This is a genomic window from uncultured Comamonas sp. (assembly GCF_964277875.1).
Classification (GTDB): domain Bacteria; phylum Pseudomonadota; class Gammaproteobacteria; order Burkholderiales; family Burkholderiaceae_C; genus Comamonas; species Comamonas sediminis.
Genome location: NZ_CAXYJV010000004.1, coordinates 1 through 22,251, shown reverse-complemented (window position 1 = coordinate 22,251; position 22,251 = coordinate 1). Strand labels below are relative to the sequence as shown.

Here is a 22,251-nt window from a genome sequence, read left to right as displayed (position 1 = left end):
CAGTGTGTGTTGCCCGCGTCCATGAATTGCTGGCTTCGGCGCTTTGGCCAAAGCGCCGTTTGAGTGCTTGGTAGAACGCACTGGGGTGAAGCGCCGCTCCACATGAACAGGTCATCCAGCGCGATATTCGCTGCTTGACTGCCGCTCTATGGCTCATCAGCCGGCTTGCTTCTTATCCGTACTCTCAGCCTGCTGCCCCTGCACCAGCGCCCACAAAGCCTCCGCCGCCGGCGCCATCTCCGACCGTTGGCGGTACAGGCGGATCTCCACCGGTACGTTCCAGCTGTCGTCGCCAGCGGGCACCAGGCTGCCGCTGCGCAGCTCTTCGGTGATGAGGCTGTGGGGCAGCCAGGCGATGCCTCGGCCTTCCAGCGCCATGGTTTTGAGTAAGGCAGCGTGGTGGGCGGTAAACACGACGGCGACGCCATGCTCCATGCCGGGCTGGGCGGCGTGCACGGCGTCGGCGCCGTCGGCAAACATGCCGCGCATGCGCGATCGCATGATGCGGCCCAGGCCGGAGGCTTCGCTGTAGGCGAGGACCGGGACGGCGCTGTGCTGGCCGATGCGGTGCAGCGGCTGGCCGGGGGCATCGGGTGCGGCGGCGCTGACGGGGCACAGCAAATCATCGGACAGGCGGAGCATGGGGTACTGGCCTTCGTCCAGGCGGCCGGGCACGGCGGCATGGCCGTGGCACAGCACAAACTGCACGCGCCGCTGCAGCATCAGGTCTTCACAGGCGAGGGAGCTGTCGCTCATCGTCTGGATCGGGCCCATGCGCAGCTGCGCTTCCATGCCCACCAGCCAGCGCGGAAAGAAAGTGAGCGACAGCACATGGGTAGCGGCAAAGCGCAGGCTGGCGGCCGCTGTGTCGTGTGCGGCGCGGGCCTTGATGCGGGCGGCCTCCAGGTTGGCCAGCACGTTTTGCAGCAGCGGCATAAAGCGCTGGCCGGCGGGGGTGAGCGCGGCAGGGTGGGCGCTGCGGTCAAACAGCTCCACGCCGACCCAGTCTTCCAGCGAGCGGATATGGCGGCTGAACGCCGGCTGGGCAATGGCGCGGGCCTCGGCTGCGCGCGAGAAGTTGCCGGTATCGGCCAGCGCCATGAAGTCTTCGAGCCACTCCAGATCGAGCGGGCGGTTGCCGGGTCCCATGGGTTTCCTTGGAGCCTTCCTGGCTCATAGATACATGTATGCGTTTCGGGTATTGGACAGCAGGGACCCGGTAGGAAATGATGAACACCGTTGACCACCCGCACCCCTAACGGAGACAAAAACATGCCTGCCATCGCGAATTATCGTGGAATTATTCCTGCCATCTCTTGCCCTTTCACCCCGGACCACCGCATTGACGAACCCGCACTGCGCAAGCTCGCATCCTGGCTAGCCGGCCACGACGGCGTGGTGGCGATCATGACCAACGGCCATACCGGCGAGGTGTTCTCGCTGACTCCGGCCGAGCGCGCTGAGGTGACACGCATTGTGGCCGACGAGCTCAAGGGCCGCGTGCCGGTGATCTCGTCCATCGTCTGCGAAGGCCTGGCCGATGCGGCCGAACATGCCCGCGCTGCGGTGGAAGCCGGCGCCGTGGCCCTGGATGTGATGCCCCCGCACCACTGGCTGCGCTTTGGCTTCACCTCCGGCCATGCGCTGCAGTATTTCGAAGCCATCCACAAAGCTGCCCCGAATGCCGACCTGGTCTGCCATGTCTACCCCGCTTGGACGCGTGCCTCATACTCGTCGCAACTGCTGGCCGACCTGGCCAAGCTGCCGTACCTGCAGGCCTTCAAGGTGGGCCAGCGCGACATGAACAAATACGCCCGCGACATCCAGGCGATCCGCGAGGCCGATGCCTCCAAGGCCATCCTGACCTGCCATGACGAGTACCTGCTCGCCTCGATGGTGCAGGGCGTGGACGGCGCGCTGGTGGGCTTTGCGACCTTTATTCCGCAACTGATCATCGACCTGTGGAACGCCGTGAAGGCGGGCGACCTGAAGAAGGCGATGGACGTGCAGGCCATCATCACCCCGCTCAAGGATGCCGTGTATGGCGGTGGCGAACCCACCGGCGAGGCCCATGCCCGCATGAAGGGCGGCATGTACCTGGCCGGTGTGATCGACGACGCCACCGTGCGCCCACCGACCGAAGCGCCCAATGCCAAGGAAGTCGAGGCACTGCGCGCCGCCGTCAAGCAAGCCGGGCTGCTCAAGCGCTAAGCAGCTGTTGAAGCGGGGCAGAGGATTATGAGTCCTCTGCTCCTGGGGTCATACATCTAAAAAAACCGACAGGAGACAAGACACTATGCAACGCCAAGCATTCATCCGTACTGCGCTACGCAGCGCCATGGGCGCTGCCGCCTTGGCCCTGGCCGCCAGCGGCTTTGCGCAGACCTACCCGGCCAAGCCGGTGCGGGTCGTGATCCCGTTTCCGCCGGGCGGCACGCTCGATGCGGTGGGCCGCATGCTGGGGCAAAAGCTGGCCGACCAACTGGGCCAGCCCTTTGTCATCGAGAACAAGCCCGGTGCCAGCGGCGTGATCGGCGGTGAGACGGTGGCCCGCGCCCCGGCCGATGGCTACACCCTGCTGTTCAGTGCTTCTACGCATGTGACAGCGCCACTCACCCTCAAGTCCGTGCCCTACAACGTGACGCAGGATTTTGCGCCGGTTGCGCTGGTGGCCAAGGCCCCGCTGTCGGTGGCCATCAACAAGAACCTGCCGGTGACGGATATCAAGTCGCTCATTGCCTACGGCAAGGCCAACCCCGGCAAGATGACTTTTGCGGTGGGCTCCATCGGCTCTGCCGGCCATTTGTCTACCGAGCTGCTCAAACGCGCGGGTGGGCTGGATTATTTGATCGTTCCGTACAAGGGCACGGCGCCCGCCTTCCAGGATTTGATCGGTGGGCAGATCGACGGTTTTATTGACCCGATCCTTGGCTCGCTCCAGTACCACAAGGGCGGCATGCTGCGCGTGGTGGCCGTTACCTCGGCCCAGCGCGTACCCAACTTGCCAGATGTACCCACGGTGGCAGAGACCATTCCCGGCTATGAGTTCTACAGCTGGTATGGCCTCTGGGCACCGGCCAAGACACCGCCCGCGCTGGTGCAGCGGCTGAACGCCGAGGTCAACAAGGCCCTGGCCGAGATGGGCCCCAAGCTCAAGGAGCAGGGCCTGCTGTCCACCCCCGGCAGCGTGGAGGACTTTGCCCAATTCCAGCGCAGCGAGATCGAGCGCGCGCAAAAGATCGTGAGCGAAGGGAACATCCGTGCTGAATGACGCCCGCCATGCCGTCGTGACCGGTGCCAGCAGTGGCATTGGCCGCGCCATTGCCCAGGCGCTGCTGGCGGCGGGCTGGCGCGTCACGGGGCTGGACCTGGCACCGGCCGCCATCGTGCATGGCAGCTATGCGCATGTGGTGGTCGATCTGACGGATGGCGCCGCCATCGCAAGCAGCGCTGCCGACCTGCCCGCCGTGGATGCACTGGTGCATGCCGCTGGCGTGCTGCGCGTGGGCACGCTGGGCCAGCTGGACCACGATGGCGGCACGCTGATGTGGCGCCTGCATGTGGATGCCGCGACGCGCCTGGCCGATGCCATCGTGCCCGGCATGGCGCAGCGCGGCCAGGGCCGGGTCGTGTTTATCGGCAGCCGGGTGGCGCAAGGCATGGCAGGGCGCGGCCAGTATGCCGCCACCAAGGCGGCCTTGATCGCGCTGGCGCGCAGCTGGGCGGCCGAGGTGGCTGCGCAGGGCGTGACGCTGAACGTGGTATCTCCCGCAGCCACGGCGACCGGCATGTTGAACGACCCGGCCCGCGCTGGCAGTGCGCCGCGCCTGCCACCCATTGGCCGCTTGATCGAGCCGGCCGAGATCGCCGCGCTGGTGGGCTTTCTTCTGTCTCCGGCGGCGGCAGCCATTACCGGGCAGGACATCGCTATCTGTGGTGGCTCGTCTCTGGCCCGTTGATATTTCATCCCCCCCATTTTCACAACCGATGACCACCATGAAGATCGTCAACATCCTCGAATCCACCCGTCCCATCAAGTCGGACATCCGCAACGCCTACATCGACTTCTCCAAGATGACCTTGAGCCTGGTCGCGGTGGTCACCGATGTGATCCGCGACGGCAGGCCCGTCATTGGCTATGGCTTCAACTCCAATGGCCGCTACGGCCAGGGCGCGCTGATGCGCGACCGCTTTATCCCCCGCGTGCTGGAGGCCGAGCCCGGCAGCCTGCTGGACGAGACCGGCGAGAACCTGGACCCGCACAAGGTCTGGGCCCGCATGATGATCAATGAAAAGCCTGGCGGCCATGGTGAACGCTCGGTGGCTGTCGGCACCATCGACATGGCTGTCTGGGATGCCACCGCCAAGATCGCCGGCAAGCCCTTGTTCCAGCTGCTGGCCGAACGCTATGGCAATGGCACGCCCAACCCGCGCGTGTTTGTCTATGCCGCTGGCGGCTACTACTACCCCGGCAAGGGCCTGGATGGGTTGAAGAAGGAAATGGAAAGCTACCTGGCGCGCGGCTACTCGGTGGTCAAGATGAAGATCGGCGGCGCCACCCTGGCCGAGGACTGCGAGCGCATTGAATCGGTGCTGAAGATCCTGGGCCCTGGCCAGCAGCTGGCGGTGGATGCCAATGGCCGCTTTGACCTGCATACTGCTATCGACTATGGCAAGGCGCTGTCGCAGTACCCGCTGTTCTGGTACGAAGAGGCCGGCGACCCGCTGGACTTTGAACTGCAGGCCAAGCTGGGCGAGGTCTACAAGGGCCCCATGGCCACCGGTGAAAACCTGTTCTCCATGCAGGATGCCCGCAACCTGATCCGCCACGGTGGCATGCACAAGGACCGCGACTGGCTGCAGTTTGACTGCGCGCTGAGCTATGGCCTGGTGGAGTATCTGCGCACCTTGGACATGCTCAAGGAATACGGCTGGTCGCCCAGCCGCTGCATTCCCCACGGCGGCCACCAGATGTCGCTGGCCATCGCCGCAGGCCTGGGCCTGGGTGGCAACGAAAGCTACCCGGACCTGTTCCAACCCTATGGCGGCTTCCCCGATGGCGTGAAGGTGGACAACGGCTATGTCACCCTGCCAGCGCTGCCAGGCATTGGCTTTGAAGGCAAGTCCGATCTGATCGCGGAGATGCAGGCCCTGGCTTCCTGACCCGGTCTGGCTGCAAGCGCTTGGGAACAGGGCGCTTGGAGCAGTAGTTCTGAGAATCGGCAAGCCGTCGCGCAAGGCGACGCTTGCCATCGCGTCCATCTGCGGCACCTCTTTCACGCCTCTGCTTGTTTAAAGCCGAGGCGTTTTCTTTATGCGCCATGCCTGCTGGGGCATGCGCAACTGTCGCTGAGAGCAGGGAATGCCTCGGCGGTTTCTCAGGCCTTTGACGCCAGCCAGCACCGCCTGTGCATAGGCCTCCCCAGCCCCATCCAGCAGGGGCAAAAACACACAGCTCCGAGCGACCAAGGGTTAGCACTGAAAGCCTTTCAAGCTTTTGTTTGTACTATTTACCTGTCGGCAGGTATGTAGTCCAACACCAAGATCTGGACGGCCGGCCAAAGACACGGTTCATCGCAAAAAAAGAGCTGATCAAGGAGACAACGTGAAATCTGTACGCCCGCATGCATTGCTTTTGTCGTTACTCGCGGCCATGGCCGCGCCGTCTGGTTCCTGGGCCCAGGTCAGTGATGACGTGGTCCGCATCGGTGTGATGGGGGACCAGACGGGGCCTTACTCGGGCAACGGCGGTCCCGGCCATGCGCTGGCCGTCAAGATGGCGGTCGAGGACTTTGGTGGCAAGGTGCTGGGCAAGCCCATCGAGGTGGTGGTGGCCGATGACCAGAACAAGCCCGACATTGGCCTGAGCATCACCCGCCGCTGGCTGGATGTGGAGAAGTTCGACACGATCGTCGGCAACTCCGCCTCGTCGATCGCGCTGACGGTGGCCCAGCTGATGAAGGAGCGCAGCAAGCCCTACCTGATCGCAGGCACCACGACGGCCGACCTGACCAACAAGGCCTGCTCGCCGATGAATTTCAACTTTGTTGCCGACTCCTACGCGATGCCCAAGGCAGGGGTGAAGGCGCTGCTGAAGCAGGGCGTCAAGAGCTTCTACTTCATCGCGGTCGACTACGCCTTTGGCCAGGCCTACCTGGATGAGGCCACCCGCTTTATCAAAGAAGGGGGCGGCAAGGTGGCCGGGGTTACGCGCCATCCGCTGGGCACGGCCGATTTCTCGTCCTACCTGCTGCAGGCGCAGGCCAGCGGTGCCGAGGCGATTGTCATCATCAACGCGGGGCTGGACCTGTCCAACGCACTCAAGCAAGCGGCTGAATACCGCATTGCGCGGGGCGGCCAGAAGGTAGCGGTGTTTGGCATGACGATCAACAGTGTCACCGCCATGGGCCTGGATGTGGCCCAGGGCCTGCAGCTGGCGCTGCCCTTCTACTGGGACCAGAACGACGAGACCCGGGCCTGGTCCAAGCGCTTCATGGCGCGCTACAACAACGGCGCGCCCACCTACCTGATGGCCGGTGCCTACAGCGCCACCACGCACTACCTGCAGGCGGTGCAGGCCGCCGGTACCGACGAGGGCAAGGCCGTGGCGGCCAAGATCCGCGAGCTGCCGGTCAATGACTTCTTCTCCAAGCAGGTCAAGGTGCGGGCCGATGGCCAGGTGCTGCGGCCGCTCTATGCGGTGCAGGTCAAGACACCGGCGGAGTCCAAGGCCAAGTTCGACTACTACAAGATTATCGGCACCATCGCGCCGGAAGACGCCTGGCGCCCCGCCTCCGAAAGCGTCTGCGACCTGCTCAAGGGGCAGTGATGGGCCGCACCCTCGTCACCGGTGCCGCACGCGGCATTGGCCGCGCCATTGCGCTGCGCCTGGCCCAAGACGCCCAGGACCAGGGCCGTATCGCGCAGCTGACCCTGCTGGACCAGCATGCCGCCGAGCTGGATGCGCTGGCCGCCGAACTGCAAGCGCTGGGCGCCCAGGTCCAGGTACTGGCGGGTGATCTGTCGGGGCTGGACTTTGCCGCCCAGGCGGTGGCTGCTGCCGCGCAGCACTGGGGCGGGCTCGATGGCCTGGTCAGCAATGCGGGCGCGGCCTTTCCCGGTGCGCTGAGCGATTACCCAGTCGCCGAATGGGACCGGACCTTTGCGCTCAATGCGCGGGCGCCGTTGCTGCTGGCCCAGGCGGCGCTGGCGCCGCTGCGTGCCAGTGGCGGCAGCATCGTGGTCATCACCTCGGTATCGGCCAGCCATGCCACGCCGCCGCTGGGCGCCTACAGTGCCAGCAAGGCGGCGGCGCTGATGCTGGTGCGCCAGCTGGCGACCGAGTGGGGGCCGCTGGGTGTGCGCACCAATGCGCTCTCGCCCGGCTTGATCGCCACGCCCGGTACTGCGCTCGCCTACGCCGATCCGGCCGCCAAGGCCCACCGCGAGCAGCGCGTGCCGCTGCGCCGCATTGGTGAGCCGGGTGATATAGCCGGTGCCGTCAGCTTCTTGCTGAGCGATGCGGCCGCCTACATCAACGGCGCTGAGCTGGTGGTCGATGGCGGACTGGCCCACACGATGATGGCCTCGCTGCCCCAACAGGCCTGGCAGGACCAGGCGGCGCAGCGCCGCGTGCCCCAGGCCGCTGCCGCAGGCTAGGCCGCAACGGGCCAGCCCCTAGCAACAACGTATTTTGTGATGGAGACCTGCCGTGTCTATCTCTCAAAAATTCAAGCGGGCCGCCAGCTGGGGCGTGCTCATCGGCGCCTGGGCCGGGGCGGTGGTGCAGGCGGCGGAGTTCCCTGACAAGCAGGTCACCATCGTCGTGCCCTATGCGGCCGGCGGCTTTACCGACCAGGTGGCCCGCGCCATTGCACCGGTGCTGGCCGAGAAATGGGGCAAGCCGGTGGTGATCGACAACCGCCCCGGCGGCGGCACCACGATTGGCACGGCCCTGGTTGCCCGGGCCCCCGCCGATGGCCACACCTTGCTGCTGAGCAGCCTGGGTTACTTGACCAACCCGCTGATGATGGCCCGGCTGCCCTATGACCCGCAGGACCTCAAGCCGCTGATGATGGTGTCCGAGTCGCCCAGTGTGCTGTATGTGGGCAAGCAAGTGCCCGCCAACAACCTGGCCGAGTTCGCCAGCTATATGCGCGCCAATGATGGCAAGGTCGCCTTTGCCTCGTCGGGCGTGGGCTCCAGCCCGCATATCTGTGCCGAGATGCTGGCCTCGGCCGTCGGCGCGCACATCATCCACGCGCCGTACCGGGGCAATGCCCCGGCCTTGAATGCGTTGATGGCTGGCGAGGTGGCTGCGTTGCTGGATGCACCCAGCTCGGTCAGCTATGTGCAAGCCGGGCGCATGAAGGTGCTGGGCGTTGCCAGTGACAAGCCCGTGCGCAGCGCACTGCCGCTGACCCCGTTCTCCCAGTCGTCCGCGCCCGAGCTCAAGCGCTACAGCTGCAGCAGCTTCTTTGGCTTCTTCATGCCCGCCAAGGTGCCCGCAGCCCTGCAGCAGCGCATTTACCGCGATCTGCGCGCGGTGGTGGAGGTGCCCAGCGTGGCCGAGGGCGTCACCCGCCCCGGCGGCGAGCTGCACCTGCTCGGCCCCGAAGACTTCACGGCTTACCTGGATACCCAGCGCCCGCGCTGGGCCGCCGTGATCCGAGAAAAGCACATTACCCAGGAATGAGGGCAGGGGGCGCCCAGCCCTTGCCCGCCCCTTGTCGTTTGATTTGACCTTGAACCCGGAAACATGACAGCAACCACCGATCCCTATGCCGACTTTCGACAAACCTTGCGCGATTTTGCGCAGCAGCACTGCCCGCCCGCGCTGAAAGCCAAGGTCCGCGCCAACGAGAAGCTGGGCCGCGCCGAGATGAGCGCGTGGGCCAAGATCCTGCAACGCAAGGGCTGGAGCGCCCCCAACTGGCCGATCGAGTGGGGCGGCACCGGCTGGGACATGCAGCAGCGCTATTTGTTTGAAGAGGTGATGGCGCAGGAAGACTGCCCGCCGCTCTACCACCATGGCATCGGCCACATCGGCCCGGTGATCATGCACTTTGGCACGCCCGCGCAAAAGGAGCGCTACCTGCCGCGCATTGTGGACGGCAGCGAATGGTGGTGCCAGGGCTACTCCGAGCCCGGCGCCGGCTCCGACCTGGCCTCGCTGCGCACCGCAGCGGTGCGCGATGGCGATGACTATGTCATCAACGGCCAGAAGATCTGGACCTCCCATGCGCAGGAGGCGGACATGATGTACACCCTCGTGCGCACTTCCAAAGAAGGCAAGAAGCAGGCCGGCATCTCCCTGCTGCTGGTGCCGATGGACACGCCCGGCATCGAGGTGCGCCCCATCCCGACGATTGACCACTGGCACCATGTCAACGAGGTGTTCCTGCGCGATGTGCGCGTGCCCGTGGCCAACCTGATTGGCGAAGAGGGCGGCGGCTGGGCCTGCGCCAAGTTCCTGCTCGACCGCGAGCGCCTGTCGCCCGCCACCGTGCCGCGCCTGGTGCGTCTGCTGGAGCAGATTGAGCAGCCGCTGCGCGAGCGCGGCCGTACACAACAGGGCGCCAGCCAGCACATGCTGCTGGAGCGCTTGTTCCTGGCGCAGGCGGCCGTGGCGGGCGCCAAGGAGATGCTGATCAGCGCCATCGACGAAGAGATGCAGGGCACCCTGGCCTCGTCAAAGTCTTCGGCGCTCAAGCTGTTCTGCTCCGACCTGGCCCAGCAGATCATCGGCATCGCCTTTGACATGAGCCCCGACTACGCGGCCCGCCTGATTCCGAGCCTGCCCGAGAGCAGCCCCGCCGATGTGGAGCTCAAGCGCGAGCTGATCCACACCTACCTCTTCTACCGCTCGCGCACGCTGGCCGGCGGTACCAGCGAAGTACAAAAAAACGTGATTGCACGCGATATCTTTGGAGCCTGACCCATGCCTTTTCAAGCCTCTCCCATGTTTCCGGGCGACCTGTACGACACAACGCTGCGGGTGGCAGCCGATGCGGTGGCGGTCAATGCCGCTTTGACCGAAGCCCAGGCCACTGACCAGGCCAGTGACAGCTGGCAGCAGTTTTTGGAGCTCGGCTGGCAAGCCGTGCTGGTGCCCGAGGCCAGTGGCGGCGCGGGCTCCACCTTCGCCGATGTGGCCTCGATCGCAGAGGCCGCTGGCCGCTATGGCCTGACCACGCCGCTGGTTGCACGCTGCGCCGTGGTGCCAGCGGTGCTGGGCGCCATCCCCGGCCGCGACGATGTGGCGCAGATGCTGGGCCTGCTGGCCGCCGGTGAAGTCTCCATCGCCCCCGTGTTTGCGCATGACGGCAGCTGCAGCCTGACGGCGATGGTCGATGCCGAAGGCGTGCAACTGCAGGGCAGCCTGCGCGGCATCGACCTGAGCGAGCCGGCCAGCCATCTGCTCTTCCTGGCCCGCAGCGCTGCTGGCGAAGCCTTGCTGCTGCTGGCCAGCCGCGACCAATTAGGCGGCAGCCTGCAAAGCTGGGCCGGCCACGACGGCCGGCTGACCGCTGACCTGGCCCTGAAAGCCACGCGCCTGCCCGCCAGCGCCGTGCTGCAACGCGGCCGGGCGGCCGTGGCTGCTGCCGAGCGCGCCAATACCGTGGGCGCGCTGGTCTGCTGCGCGCAGATCGTCGGCGCCATTGGCGCGATGGTGGAGCAGACCATCGAGTACCTGAACACCCGCCAGCAGTTTGGCGTGCAGCTCTCCACCTTCCAGGCGCTGCGCCACCGCACGGTGGACATGTATGTGGCCTATGAAAGCGTGCGCGGCATGGTGCGCGAGCGCGTCGTGGCCTTTGACCTGGGGGATAGTGACGCGCATGCAGTGGCATTGCTCAAGCACTACCTGTCGATCGCGGCCCGCCAGGTGGGCGAGTCGGCCATCCAGCTGCATGGCGGCATTGGCATGTCGCGCGAGCTGCCTGCCGCGCGCCTGGCTATGCATGCCATTGGCTGCAGCCTGCAGTGGGGCGACCGCTACGAGCAGCTCGACAGCCTGGCAGCCGACATGGCCGCCGAGATCGCAGCCGAAGTCGCCGCTGAAACCGCCCCCACCTCCGCCCGCGCCTGAGAGGACCCGCCATGAGCCACGCATCTTCGTCCCTCGACGCCTTGTTCCACCCCCGCTCGGTGGCGCTGGTCGGCGCCTCGTCCGATCCCGAGCGCATTGGCGGCCGCCCGCTGCGCTTCATGCTCGAAGCCGGCTTTGCCGCGCCCATCTACCCGGTCAACCGCAGCGGCGCGCTGATCCAGGGCCTGCAGTCCTACCAAAAGGTGTCCGATATTCCTTTCCCGGTCGACCAGGCCATCATCTGCGTGCCGGTGGCCGGGGTGGAAGAGGCCGTGCGCGATGCCATTGCCAAGGGCGTCAAGGCCATCCAGGTGATGACCGCCGGCTTTGCCGAGATTGACGCAGCCGGCCGCGCGCTGCAGGACTGCATTGTCGGCCTGTGCCGCGCTGCAGGTGTGCGCATGCTCGGCCCCAACTCGCTGGGCCTGCTCAATGTGCCGGCGCGCTTTTTCTCGACCTTCTCGACCTTTCTCAACGGCGCCCAGCCCCAGCCGGGCGCCATCTCGCTGGCCACGCAAAGCGGCGCCTTTGGCTCGGCCGCCTATGGTATGGCCACCTTGCGCGGCCTGGGCTTCAGCAAGATCATCGCCACCGGCAATGAGGCCGATGTCGATGTGGCCGAGAGCATCGACTACCTGGCCGACGACCCCGACACCCGCATCATCTGCGCAGCGGTCGAATCCTGCCGCGATGGCAACCGCCTGCGCCGCGCCTTGCTCAAGGCAGCCCGCGCTGGCAAGCCGGTGCTGATCATGAAGGTGGGGCGCACCGAGCTGGGTGCCGCTGCTGCCTCCACCCACACCGGCTCGCTGGCCGGCAACGACAAGGTCTACGACACGGTGTTCCGCGAATGCGGCGCGCTGCGGCCCGAGTCCATCGAGGAGATGTTGGACATCGCCTACCTCTACACCGTCAGCGGCGTGCTGCCGGCCAATGACGAACTGGGCGTGTTCACCGGCTCGGGCGGCATCGGCGTGCTGATGGCCGACGAGGCGGGCGCACAGGGCATGGAGCTGCCCCCCTTGCCCGCCCCCGCCCGCGAGGCCACCTTGGCGCTGCTGCCCTTTGCGGTGGCCGCCAACCCGCTGGACATGACGGCCCAGGTCACGTCGGTGGCCCGTGGCACCTCGCGCACCCTGGGGGTGATGTTGGAGCACACGCGCTATGGCGCGGTGCTGGGCTACCTGGCCCATGTGGGCCTGTCGCCCGAGCGCTTTGCCAGCACCCAGCAAGAGATTGCCGCGCTGGCCGCGCAGCACCGCGAGCGCCTGACCATTCTGGTGATGCTGGCCTTGCCCCAGGTGCGCAGCGCGCTGGAAAAGCAGGGCGTGGCCGTGTTTGAGGACCCGACCCGCGCGGTGCGCGCCGTTGCCAGCCTGGCCAAGATCCGCCAGCGCTGGCAGACGCTGTACCAACTGCCCGACGGTGCGCAGACTGCCGCGCCGGCTTTGGCGCTGGACGATGTGCATACCGAAAGCGGCGCCAAACGCGCGCTGGCAGCCGCTGGCCTGCCGGTGCCGCCCGAGCATCTGTGCAGCAGCGCTGCCCAGGCGGCAGCTGCCGCAGCGCAGGTGGGCTTCCCGGTCGTGGCCAAGATCGTCTCGCCCGACATCGCGCACAAGACCGAGGTCGGCGGCGTGATGCTCAACCTGCAGGATGCCGCTGCCGTCGAACGCGCCTTTGGCACCTTGATGGACCGCGCCCGCACAGCGCGGCCCGGTGCCCGCCTGGAGGGCGTGTTGATCGCCCCGATGCTCAGTGGCGGCGTGGAGGTGATCCTGGGCCTGCACCGCGACCCGACCTTTGGCCAGATGGTCATGTATGGCAGCGGCGGCACGGCGGTGGAGCTGTTCCAGGATGTGGCGCTGGCATCGGCACCGCTCAGCACAGCCCGCGCCCAGGCGCTGGTCGATGCGGTGCGCTCCAGCCAGCTGCTGCGCGGCTGGCGCGGCGGGCCGCACTACGACGAGGCCGCCCTGGTGCAGGCGCTGTGCCGGCTGTCGGAGTTTGCGGTGCAGCATGCCGACAGCATCCAGAGCGTGGACATCAACCCGCTGATGGTGCGCACCCAGGGCGCCATGTGCCTGGATGCGGTGATCGAGCTGCGCGTGCAGAAGCAGCAGGGGGCACAGCCATGAGCAGCGAAGCCAGGCTGGCCCAGCTGGAGGCGCGGCTCCAGGCATTGAGCGACCGCGAGGCGATCCGCGAAGCCCTCTATTCGTACTGCCGGGGCATTGACCGGGGCGACGAAGCCGCCCTGCGCGCCGCCTACTGGCCGGATGCCACGGACCGCCATGGCGCCTACCAGGGCAGTGGGGAAGGCTTTATCCAGGCAGCGCTGCCCCAATTAGCCAAGGGGCGCTACATCCACAACATCGCCAACCTGTCCATCCAGCTGAACGGCGATGCCGCTGCGGTGGAGGCGTATTTTCTGGCCTACCAGACGGACACAGATGCCGCTGGCGCGCCGCGCGCCACCTTCTTGTGCGGCCGCTATGTGGATCTGTTTACCTGCCGCGCCACGGCCACGGCCGCGCGCGAATGGCGGGTGGCCAAGCGCGTGGTGGTCTACGACTGGCAGGACATCTGGGCCGCGCCCACGCAGGACGAAGCCACGCGCTTTGGCCGGCGCCTGCCGATAGGCGCCAGGGCGCCTGACGACCCCTGGTACGCGTTGATGCGCGAGGTGGCTATGCCCTCAAGCCCGTAACCGCGCCGCTAACCGCGCTCGATCTGGCGGATCGCATCCGCCCCTTCTGCCCCTGCGTTTGATTGCAGGGACTCCCTTTCTCACTGCGCTGTCTAGCGCGGTGCGGATCTGCTCGGTCTAACAAAACAGCAAAGCGTTTTCACCGTGGTCGTGCATGGGGCCAGGCCCGACCACGTCTTTCCAAAAGTACTACAGGAGACAAACCATGAAAGCCAACAAGCCCAGACTTCATCCGCTGCTCGCAGCACTCATCGCCACTACGGCGGCCGGGGGCGCAGCGGCGCAAACCGCGCAGACCCAGGAGCTCAAGCAGATCACCTCGCCAGCCGGGGGGCTGGCGCTGGGCAGCAGCAGCTCGGTACAGGTCTATGGCCTGATCGACAGCAGCGTGGCCAGCGTCTCGATGCAAGGCCAGCGCGCCACCAAGCTGGAGAGCGGCCACATGATGGGCTCGCGCCTGGGCTTCAAGGGAAGCGAAGATTTGGGCGGCGGCCTGCGGGCCAACTTCCAGCTGGAGATGGGTATCAACACCTCCAACGGCGCGCAGCAGCAAAACCAGGGCTTTGGCGCCAAGGCCTTTGGCCGGGGCTCGCTGATCAGCCTGACCGGCAACTTTGGCGAGCTGCGCATGGGCCGCACCCTGGCATCGCTGCCGACCGAAGTGCAGGCCGTGGGTGACCCCTTTGGCCTGGGCGGCGGAGGCAACCTGCAGGGCATCCAGCCCTCGCCCGGCCGGCAGAACAACAACATCCTCTACCAAAGCCCGTCGATCGGCGGCTTTATCGGCAAAGCGGCATACACGATCAGCGAGTACACGCGCCAGAACATCGACATCGAGCACCGCGCCCACCAGTACACGCTGGCGCTGTTCTACAAGAACGATGCCTGGAGCGCAGCGGTATCGGCCACGCGCATGACCAACCCCACCGATGGATCGGCGACGCGCTATTTCAACTCGGCGCTGGCCTATGACTTCAAGGCCTTCAAGCTGTTTGGCTCGTTTGCCACCTTCAAGAACCCCGGCGCGGCCATCACGCCCACCGTGAACACTGGCCTGGACAACAGCGGTCAGTTGGCCGGCTTCCCCTCCGTGGGCTACTACGAAGGCCAGGACGACCGCAGCTTCTCGATCGGCGCCTCGGTCAAGCTCGGCCCAGGCACCTTGCTGCTCAATGCCATCGACCTGAACGACACCGGCCCGCTGAACCGCGATGCGCGCCAGTACGGCGTGGCCTACCTGTACCCCATGTCCAAGCGCACCACCTTGTACACGGACTATGGCTATGTGAAGAACAAGAACGGCGCCGGCTACACCTTGACCGGCGCGGTGACTGCGGCCGGCTTTACCAACAACGGCAACAGCAATGCCTACCGGGTGGGCATCATCCACAGCTTCTGATAGCCGAACAAAGCAAAAAGGCCCAGGCGTTTGCAGCGCCTGGGCCTTGTTTAGAGCCGCTAACACAACCCTTGATACGTCGTTGCCTCGCCGGCCGCGCCCAGCCTCGTCGTACTACTGTACTGCCTGCGGCAGGTCGCCTAGTCGGGGACGCCTAGTCTCAACCGCAAACCTTCGGTTTGCTGGGCCGTGTTAGCGGCTCTTGATGGGGAGTAGCTTTAGCGTGTTGGATTGCTAGCCAGCAGCCCCTGGAAGATCATGTCAATGTACTGCTGCACCACCTGGCGGGTGCTGAGCCGCCCGGTGGGTGAGTGCCAGCGGGGCAGCTGGTTCAGCACGGCCAACAGCATGCGGCTGGCAATGGTGGGGTCCACCTTCTGGAACACCTGGCTGTCAATGGCCTGTTTGACCGCGTCGCGCAGCAGTTTTTCATACTCGTCACGCAGGGCCAGGTTCTCGGGGCGGGGCTTGGCATTGTCGCCAAACCAGAACATGTTGGAGCCGGCGATCCAGGAGTCGCGGTTGCGCTCCATATAGTCGGCCGAGGACAGCATGAACTCGCGCACCTTGGCTTCGGGGCTGGTCACCTTGCCCATCGCTGCAGACACGTAGTTGACGAGGGTGCGCATGCCATCGACCAGGATGCTTTCGTAGAGCGCATCCTTGTTGGGGAAGTGGTAGTACAGCGCGGCCTTGGTGATCTGAGCCTCGTCGGCAATGTCGCGCAGCGAGGTGCCGTCAAAGCCCTTGGTGGCAAACAGCCGCATCGCTATTTCTATCAGTTGCTCTTTCCGGTCTTCCACACGCATGCGCGTGCTGCTGCCTTCTTCGGGGGCGTCGGAGGTTTTTGTCGTGTTTTTTTGCATAGTCACCAAAATTTATGTGCGCTGATATCGCCCGGGAGACGGTCGATCCGCACCCGGCGGCTTGTGGCTTCTGGGCGGTGGCACCATCATAGTTCAACGAAAATCATCCATCCATCGGGCCCAGCCCGACGCTGTCGGGGGGGCGCAAAGGCTGCGTTGCCCCAGGGTTGTAGCCCAGGGGCGGCAGCGATCGATGATTCTCGGCACGTGGGAAGGGGGGCCGCTAACAAGGCCCAGCAAACCGATGGTTTGCAGTTGAGGCTCGCCCCCGGCAGGACAGGGCGCGGCCGGCGAGGCAACAACCTATCAAGGCCTGTGTCAGCGGCTCTTAGCGGTACCCGGCTAGTCTCAGCGGCCCTTGTAGACCGGCTCGCGCTTTTCCAGAAACGCTTGCTGCGCCTCGCGCGTGTCTTCCGTCTTGGACAGCGCCACGGTGTTGCCCTGCTCATAGCGGTAGGCATCACGGGTGGGCATCAGCAAGGTCATGCGCGCGGCTTCCTTGGCCAGGCGCAAGGCGATAGGGCTCTTGGAGGCGATCTCGCGCGCCATCTCCATCGCATAGGGCATCAGCTCATCAGCGGGCAGACAGGCTTCGATCAGGCCCAGGCGGTACATCTCTTGCGCCGACACCTTCATGCCGGTAAAGAACATGCGGCGCGCGCGCGACTGGCTGAAATAGCGCTGCAAGAAGGTCACGCCCCCCGCCAGGCCCACATTGATTTCAGGCATCGAGAAATAGGCATCTTCCGAGGCCACCCAGATGTCCGAAGCCATTACCAGCCCAAAGCCAGCCCCCAGCGCCGGCCCGTTGATCGCCGCAATGATGGGCTTGGAGCACTCCATGATCGCGTTGTTCGACTCGCGCACCAGGCGGTTGTGGCGGCCATAGGCGCCGGGCTCACCCGCCAGGTTGGGGCGTTCACGAATGTCGGCACCGGCCGAGAACACCTTGCCCGTGCCCGTGAGCACGATGCAGGCCACATCGTCGCGGTCAGACAGCTCGTCAAACAGCTCCATGATCTCGTTGCGGAACTCCTTGTTCTGCGCGTTGACGGGCGGGCGGTTGAGGGTGACAACGGCAATCTTGTCCTTGATATCGACGATGAGCGTGTTGTAGGCCATGCAGGGTCTCCTGGTTGAATACTAGTAATTTACCGGTCGGCAAGTAAATATTAGCGAATAACGGCGGAGGGCTCAAGCGGGTTGCTACGGGGGAGGGGTTGGGGTGTCGCTCAGGTGATTGGGGGCACTGCAGGAGGGCCGAAGCAGGGTGTCGTCTGGGTGGCTATGCGCGCCAAAGCTTGGAGATATTTAATTTCCTCGCGCCAGGCTTTGAACTGGACTTATGCGCGTTTAGAGGCTTCAGGGAACTCGCATTCGTCGTTGGCACGCTAGTGTCCGCAGCTAGTTTGCGGTGTTCTAAGTACATTCTTGCGGCCATAAGCGGCCCTGTAAGTCGTGGCTGCTAGAGGCAGCTTCAGGCTGGATGCAGTCGCTCAACTTTTGCACACGGATGGCTGCTGATACACATAGCAGTCATTGCAAGGCGCGTTGACTGAAGTCCCAGTCTGCACCTAAACGCCGCCAGGGGATTAGAGGGTAATAGGATGCGTTGAATTATCTACAAACCTCTGGTCGATTCACCCGACTGCAAGTGATCAACTTAGGCGATGGGCGCCACCGCAACCAAGTGGTTAGAAAAACTAGTTTCGGTCTCACATCGCCAGGTCGCCCAAAGCTTGCACCCCTCGGCAGACCCAAGATCTAGCTCCAAGGCAAGCCAGTTCCGCGCCGCCATGATATGCGTGTCATGTCCCGGAAACGTCATGACTTCAGCGACATACTGCACATCGATGTTTTGAGGCTTCTTGGCATTGGAGTTCAACCAAGCAAGAAATAACCGCTCCGTCACCCCCATCAGCGATGGGTGAACAACGGCAGACGAGGTAAATTGGTGCATCTGCGACCACGTTTCGGAAGCGGGCAGATCTTTGCGATAGGCTGTCCCCCACGCTGCAACATGCACATCCCCAGAGACCAAGGAGACCCGAATCTTCTTGTCGCGAGCAAAACTAGAAAGCACCTCGAGCAGTCGCTTGCGCTCTCCCTCATGGTCATCATGGGACCAGTGATCTTTAAGATCGTCGGCGTTGCTGTCGGTAACATGGTCCTGCCCGAATTTATCCAAAAATAGTTCTGCCAATGGAAGCTTTGGGTGCACCACCGGCACAGAGGACATGAACAGCAGGTGCTGACATCCAATCTTCGGCTGCGGCCCAGCGCCTCCAGACCTCAGGTTGCCAGTCCATTCCTTGATTTGCCGCCACGTATCCGATCCCATGACCTGGGTTCGGGAGCGCTCCGTGCGCAAGTCGGCAGCAACGACAGCTACTGGCCCGATCGAGTAGGCGGACGTAAATCCTGGTTGATTGTCAAGCAGCGGCAGCGCTAGCGAGTCCTTAGCGAGCACCTTGCTCCATGAGATAGGCTTTAGCAGAGGATCCTGACGGGTGAATCCTGCCGGCGTTGTGTCCTCCAGTTCAGGCAGATCTTCCAGCGCATGTTGCATCTGGAACACCCAGAATGCCCTACGTGCGTGGCGGAAGAGTGTTTGAAATAGCTCGCAGTTCTGCATCTCGCAGCTGTATGACCCCCAGCCGTCAAAGATGTCGTGGTCGTCCCACACCATGATGGTTGGCATGGACGCCATCGCTGCCCCTGCATCAAGCGCAGCCGTCGCGGATGACCATGGCTGCCTCTCAATGGGGAGCCATCGTTGTTTGTACAGGCCGAAATAGTAGGCCTCTATCTCCCGTTCGAGAGGCTTGCTGACCTTGAAGTTCAGTTGGGCCTGGCGAGGCAGGCCAACCCATTGCCGCAGTGCTTTGATGTCTTCCCAGATAGAGTCAAAGTAGATCTGATCGCCGCCCATGAGCATTATGTGAAAACGCTGCAGGCCTTTGTTGTGAATGCGCTTCTCATGCCACAACTGTTCCTTGTCCAGCAGCTTGACTTCTCCCTCCCCAGGCTTTCTGCGTAGTTTGCGATCATGGCTGTAGAGCAGGTCCTCCCACACCGCATCTGACTTTCGGATGATTTTCCTCATCACCGCAGGGTCAGAGAATCCATTGCACGATACATAGGCCATGCGCGGAGAGAAATCCTTGCCAGGCACCGTCATGCTCCAGGTCAGCCCGCCAGGGATGCCGTAGCTCACCGTGCGCTCATCCTTCAAGACCTTGCAGGAAAGGTCGTAGCGCAGATAGCGCTCGCCACGCGTTGACAACAGCTCCGTAGGTGCAGGACATGTCTTGCCATCGACTTGGAATTCCGGAATCTGTGCACCTCCCTTGAGGCCAATCAGTGCCGTTACTCGCCAAGCATCCCCTTTTCCGATACCGCGGAACGACAACACCGGCCCCAGCAGCAGATCTTTTTCATTCATGTTCAGTCTCCTGAGGCATTCATTTCTTTCGCTACCACCTTAACGATCCGAGCGCGAGATACCGCCCTGCGTGCCACCAGCGCTGCTTCACCGGTTTGTTGCAACCATTCAAAAAACCGTTGACTGGCGTGTCGCGTCTGTGAGTCGTCTCGGCAGTTGGCCAAGAAGGCAAATTGCACCTTCTGCACGTCATCGGCCACGAACACCCCAAAGGGGCCGCTTACCACGGTCGCGTCTGGAAATCCCAGTAGCGACGTGGCCTGGGTTTCTGTCGCACCGCGGTGACAGGCAATCAAGTGCAGCGGCCCGTGCGCGGAATCCAGTAGCTTGACGCGTTGGTGATCTTCCAGGAAGGGCCGTCCCACTAGCTCGCGCGCCGCGGCCAAGCTGAACGAGGCCGGAATTGCGTGAACGACTACCGCTACGTCCTTACCATCCAGGTTGACCACCACACCGCCATCCACCGCCTTGGCGCCCTTGAGCCCGCCCAAGGCTGTTTTGAGCGTTGACTCCATTGCCATTTTTCGTTGACGGAAGTCGAGCCGGGACCAGTCCAGGGCGGCGCCGACATCGAAGCGCGTCGACGCGGCAGCCTGTACGCCTCGTTGCGTCAGCGAAACCACGGCATCCGAGAGAGCCTCGAACACGCGTTTTTGGGCATCGGCGGCGGTCTTCACCTCACCGCCCCGGAAGGCGCTCTGCCGCGAGAGATAGTCCTGAAAGCGCCGATTGCGCTCGCCTGCAGAGCCCTGAGCGTCGGCCACTGTCGGTAATGCCACCAGGCGCACCTTGGCTTGCGCAGAACGAAGGCCCTCCATGTATTCCGCGTGGCAGATGCCGATGTCCTGGTCGCCTGCGGCCCAGCCTGCATTGCCGTTGGATAGCACGATAAGTACATCGCAATCGCGCACGGCTTGCAGACAGGCATCCCAGCTATCTTGTGCACCCTCGGCCGGCGGCGCGTCTTCGTTGATCCAGACCTCGAACAACTTGCGCCCCAGAACTTGAACTGCCTCAATTTCCTTCTTCAATTTCTTTCGCAAGTCCGTTAACGTGGTACCGCTATCTGCAGGAAAAGGATCCATACATCTGCTTGAGAGCATGACTCGTATGAGAGATTTGGGCAAGTGGATCTCCTTATTGCTTTTCTGATGGTAGTTTGGCTTATTTACTAAGCGGCTCCGTTATTCTGCTAGCCACAGTAGATTCGCAAGGGAGCGTGGCAAGTCTCTTGAAGGAACTTCTCCGTGCCGCCAAGCACTGGAAAGAAACGATGTTTGACCTTGCCCAGGCCCCATTTCGAGCAATTATGGCCTGCTCCAGGGCAGATTCTGCTATCTTGGATCAGCCACTTCGGCTCAGGAGCCAACCGAGCAGCTCTCGGCATAGCAGTTAATCACCAGGGCAAGCAAGGCCCACCCTTTGTGCCCCGCCCAAACTCGGCATAGATCCGTTACACAGCGTTGGTCGGAGGCCTGGTCACAGACGGCAAAGCCTGGATTCTTGGCCTAATGCCTATTGGGCGCTTGCGCATCTGCCAGCCCTTGATCTGGAAGATACGCAGCACAGTGTTCTTGCTGACACTAAGCAAGTGAGCCACCGTCCGGTAACGGTATTGCGGTAGTACACCGTGCGCCTGTAAATGTGGAACTACCGCCATAGCTTGACCAGACTGACCGCCACACCGTTTTGCGTCAATCCCTGCTGACGGCTGAGGATCACTTCTCGTCCTCTTTGCCCAGCAGGCAGGCCAGCTTTTTTCTTGCATGCAGCACCAAAATAGCCTCATCATAATCAGGGTCCTCATCTGTGTGTCCTTCCACGATAACATCTGAGCGGAAATTCACCGGGTCAATACAACCCTGCCTACCGGCCACTGGAATGCGCAGTTTACAAATAGAATTCCGGTGAATCATCCGTGGATTTGTAGTTCCGCCTCAGTAAGCGCACGACGCCGGCACTTCAGCGTGATTTCGAGGGAAAGCATCAATTGACACAAGTTCGGTTAAGAATTCATAAATAATGCTACTGGAGGAGGCCAGGCGTGAACGAAGAAAAGAAGGTCAACCATCTCAGCATCTTTCTTGTCAAATTGCCATTTACAAGTAGTCAAGAAGTTATTAAAGCCGAAGCTTGTGCTGCGCCTGTAGAAGTCCCTATTGCCGGGCATGGGGCTGGACAGCTTTTCGTACGGAGAAATCCGCCGTCGCCGCCGAAATGGTCAGCACTCTTCAAGGAGTTCATCGATCCAAGGGAACTTGCGGTGCCGGGTGTCGCTGCAGCGTTCTTTATGCAGGTCAATGGCCGCTGCTTTGTTCTCGTATTTGGGCAAGGCGGTCGCTTTCTACTGAGAGACGATGTGATCGAAGAGCGGTTCGGACTTCTTTGCGCGCTCAACGCCGTCGACCCCAAGACCTTTCGCTGTGTCGATGTGCAGTCGTTGAATGCCATAGAAAGCCAGATGCGCATCCAATCAGGGCAGGAGACCACGCCCGATCAGTTTGGCCTCAGTGTCGAGCAGGACATGCTAAAGGCCATCGTTGGCGCGCCCAGGAATTCTTCTCTCGGCACTCGTATGACAGGCAGTGATGCATTGTCCGTCTCTGTCCGCCTTGACCTTTCGGATCTCCCGTTGTTGATTTCCACACAGAAGTGACCCACTAACCCCCAGGATTTCCATCTAATTCTGACCCACGCACTAACCCTAGCCTGCAGCTATGTTGAGCAGCAGGAGACCAG

General features: G+C 63.4%; 19 protein-coding genes. 13 read left to right on the top strand and 6 right to left on the bottom strand.

The window, feature by feature from the left end; all coding sequences use genetic code 11:
- Window positions 1-156: 156 nt before the first annotated feature.
- The gene (locus tag ACHWUQ_RS02390; RefSeq protein WP_394680252.1) at window positions 157-1,149 is read right to left on the bottom strand and encodes a LysR family transcriptional regulator; all 993 of its coding nucleotides are present in this window, start codon (window positions 1,147-1,149) and stop codon (window positions 157-159) included.
- Between the two features lie 123 nt (window positions 1,150-1,272).
- On the opposite strand from ACHWUQ_RS02390, the gene ACHWUQ_RS02385 reads away from it, so the two are divergent.
- The 12 genes from ACHWUQ_RS02385 to ACHWUQ_RS02330 all read left to right on the top strand — a co-directional run bounded on the left by ACHWUQ_RS02385 (window position 1,273) and on the right by ACHWUQ_RS02330 (window position 15,201).
- Window positions 1,273-2,211, top strand: a complete 939-nt coding sequence (locus ACHWUQ_RS02385; RefSeq protein WP_394680251.1) for a dihydrodipicolinate synthase family protein — start codon at window positions 1,273-1,275, stop codon at window positions 2,209-2,211.
- 85 nt (window positions 2,212-2,296) lie between these two features.
- A complete protein-coding gene (locus ACHWUQ_RS02380; RefSeq protein WP_394680250.1) occupies window positions 2,297-3,271 on the top strand; it encodes a Bug family tripartite tricarboxylate transporter substrate binding protein in 975 nt (324 codons plus the stop codon).
- Window positions 3,261-3,959: an SDR family NAD(P)-dependent oxidoreductase gene (locus ACHWUQ_RS02375; RefSeq protein WP_394680249.1), complete on the top strand. Its 699-nt coding sequence runs from the start codon at window positions 3,261-3,263 to the stop codon at window positions 3,957-3,959. Before ACHWUQ_RS02380 ends, ACHWUQ_RS02375 begins: the two co-directional genes overlap by 11 nt.
- Before the next feature lie 37 nt (window positions 3,960-3,996).
- On the top strand, window positions 3,997-5,163 hold the full coding sequence (locus tag ACHWUQ_RS02370) for a mandelate racemase/muconate lactonizing enzyme family protein (protein WP_394680248.1): 1,167 nt from the start codon (window positions 3,997-3,999) through the stop codon (window positions 5,161-5,163).
- A gap of 442 nt (window positions 5,164-5,605) precedes the next feature.
- On the top strand, window positions 5,606-6,829 hold the full coding sequence (locus ACHWUQ_RS02365) for an ABC transporter substrate-binding protein (protein ID WP_394680247.1): 1,224 nt from the start codon (window positions 5,606-5,608) through the stop codon (window positions 6,827-6,829).
- Window positions 6,829-7,659: an SDR family NAD(P)-dependent oxidoreductase gene (locus ACHWUQ_RS02360; RefSeq protein ID WP_394680246.1), complete on the top strand. Its 831-nt coding sequence runs from the start codon at window positions 6,829-6,831 to the stop codon at window positions 7,657-7,659. The genes ACHWUQ_RS02365 and ACHWUQ_RS02360 overlap by 1 nt, the downstream gene beginning before the upstream one ends.
- 52 nt (window positions 7,660-7,711) lie before the next feature.
- Complete coding sequence (locus ACHWUQ_RS02355; protein ID WP_394680245.1) at window positions 7,712-8,695, top strand: Bug family tripartite tricarboxylate transporter substrate binding protein; 984 nt, start codon at window positions 7,712-7,714, stop codon at window positions 8,693-8,695.
- A 63-nt stretch (window positions 8,696-8,758) separates the two neighbouring features.
- Window positions 8,759-9,937 carry an acyl-CoA dehydrogenase family protein gene (locus ACHWUQ_RS02350; RefSeq protein WP_394680244.1) on the top strand — a complete coding sequence of 393 codons (1,179 nt, stop codon included), beginning with the start codon at window positions 8,759-8,761 and terminating at the stop codon, window positions 9,935-9,937.
- A 3-nt stretch (window positions 9,938-9,940) separates the two neighbouring features.
- On the top strand, window positions 9,941-11,092 hold the full coding sequence (locus ACHWUQ_RS02345) for an acyl-CoA dehydrogenase family protein (protein ID WP_394680243.1): 1,152 nt from the start codon (window positions 9,941-9,943) through the stop codon (window positions 11,090-11,092).
- A gap of 11 nt (window positions 11,093-11,103) precedes the next feature.
- Window positions 11,104-13,230 (top strand): acetate--CoA ligase family protein, encoded by a 2,127-nt coding sequence (locus ACHWUQ_RS02340; RefSeq protein ID WP_394680242.1) that lies wholly within the window; start codon window positions 11,104-11,106, stop codon window positions 13,228-13,230.
- A complete protein-coding gene (locus ACHWUQ_RS02335; protein WP_394680241.1) occupies window positions 13,227-13,802 on the top strand; it encodes a nuclear transport factor 2 family protein in 576 nt (191 codons plus the stop codon). The genes ACHWUQ_RS02340 and ACHWUQ_RS02335 overlap by 4 nt, the downstream gene beginning before the upstream one ends.
- A 205-nt stretch (window positions 13,803-14,007) precedes the next feature.
- Complete coding sequence (locus ACHWUQ_RS02330) at window positions 14,008-15,201, top strand: porin (protein WP_312415675.1); 1,194 nt, start codon at window positions 14,008-14,010, stop codon at window positions 15,199-15,201.
- A gap of 218 nt (window positions 15,202-15,419) precedes the next feature.
- Here the strand turns inward: ACHWUQ_RS02330 and ACHWUQ_RS02325 are convergent, their stop codons facing one another.
- The 5 genes from ACHWUQ_RS02325 to ACHWUQ_RS02305 form a co-directional block, all read right to left on the bottom strand.
- Entirely contained in the window at window positions 15,420-16,067 is a 648-nt protein-coding gene (locus ACHWUQ_RS02325; protein ID WP_394680240.1) for a TetR/AcrR family transcriptional regulator, read from the bottom strand.
- Window positions 16,068-16,415: 348 nt separating this feature from the next.
- Window positions 16,416-17,189, bottom strand: a complete 774-nt coding sequence (locus ACHWUQ_RS02320) for an enoyl-CoA hydratase/isomerase family protein (protein ID WP_394680239.1) — start codon at window positions 17,187-17,189, stop codon at window positions 16,416-16,418.
- Between the two features lie 541 nt (window positions 17,190-17,730).
- Entirely contained in the window at window positions 17,731-19,512 is a 1,782-nt protein-coding gene (locus tag ACHWUQ_RS02315) for an alkaline phosphatase family protein (RefSeq protein WP_394680238.1), read from the bottom strand.
- Between the two features lie 2 nt (window positions 19,513-19,514).
- Entirely contained in the window at window positions 19,515-20,597 is a 1,083-nt protein-coding gene (locus ACHWUQ_RS02310; protein ID WP_394680237.1) for a DUF4062 domain-containing protein, read from the bottom strand.
- Window positions 20,598-21,230: 633 nt separating this feature from the next.
- The gene (locus ACHWUQ_RS02305) at window positions 21,231-21,428 is read right to left on the bottom strand and encodes a hypothetical protein (protein WP_394680236.1); all 198 of its coding nucleotides are present in this window, start codon (window positions 21,426-21,428) and stop codon (window positions 21,231-21,233) included.
- A gap of 128 nt (window positions 21,429-21,556) precedes the next feature.
- On the opposite strand from ACHWUQ_RS02305, the gene ACHWUQ_RS02300 reads away from it, so the two are divergent.
- A complete protein-coding gene (locus tag ACHWUQ_RS02300) occupies window positions 21,557-22,168 on the top strand; it encodes a TIGR04141 family sporadically distributed protein (RefSeq protein ID WP_394680235.1) in 612 nt (203 codons plus the stop codon).
- Window positions 22,169-22,251: the final 83 nt, after the last annotated feature.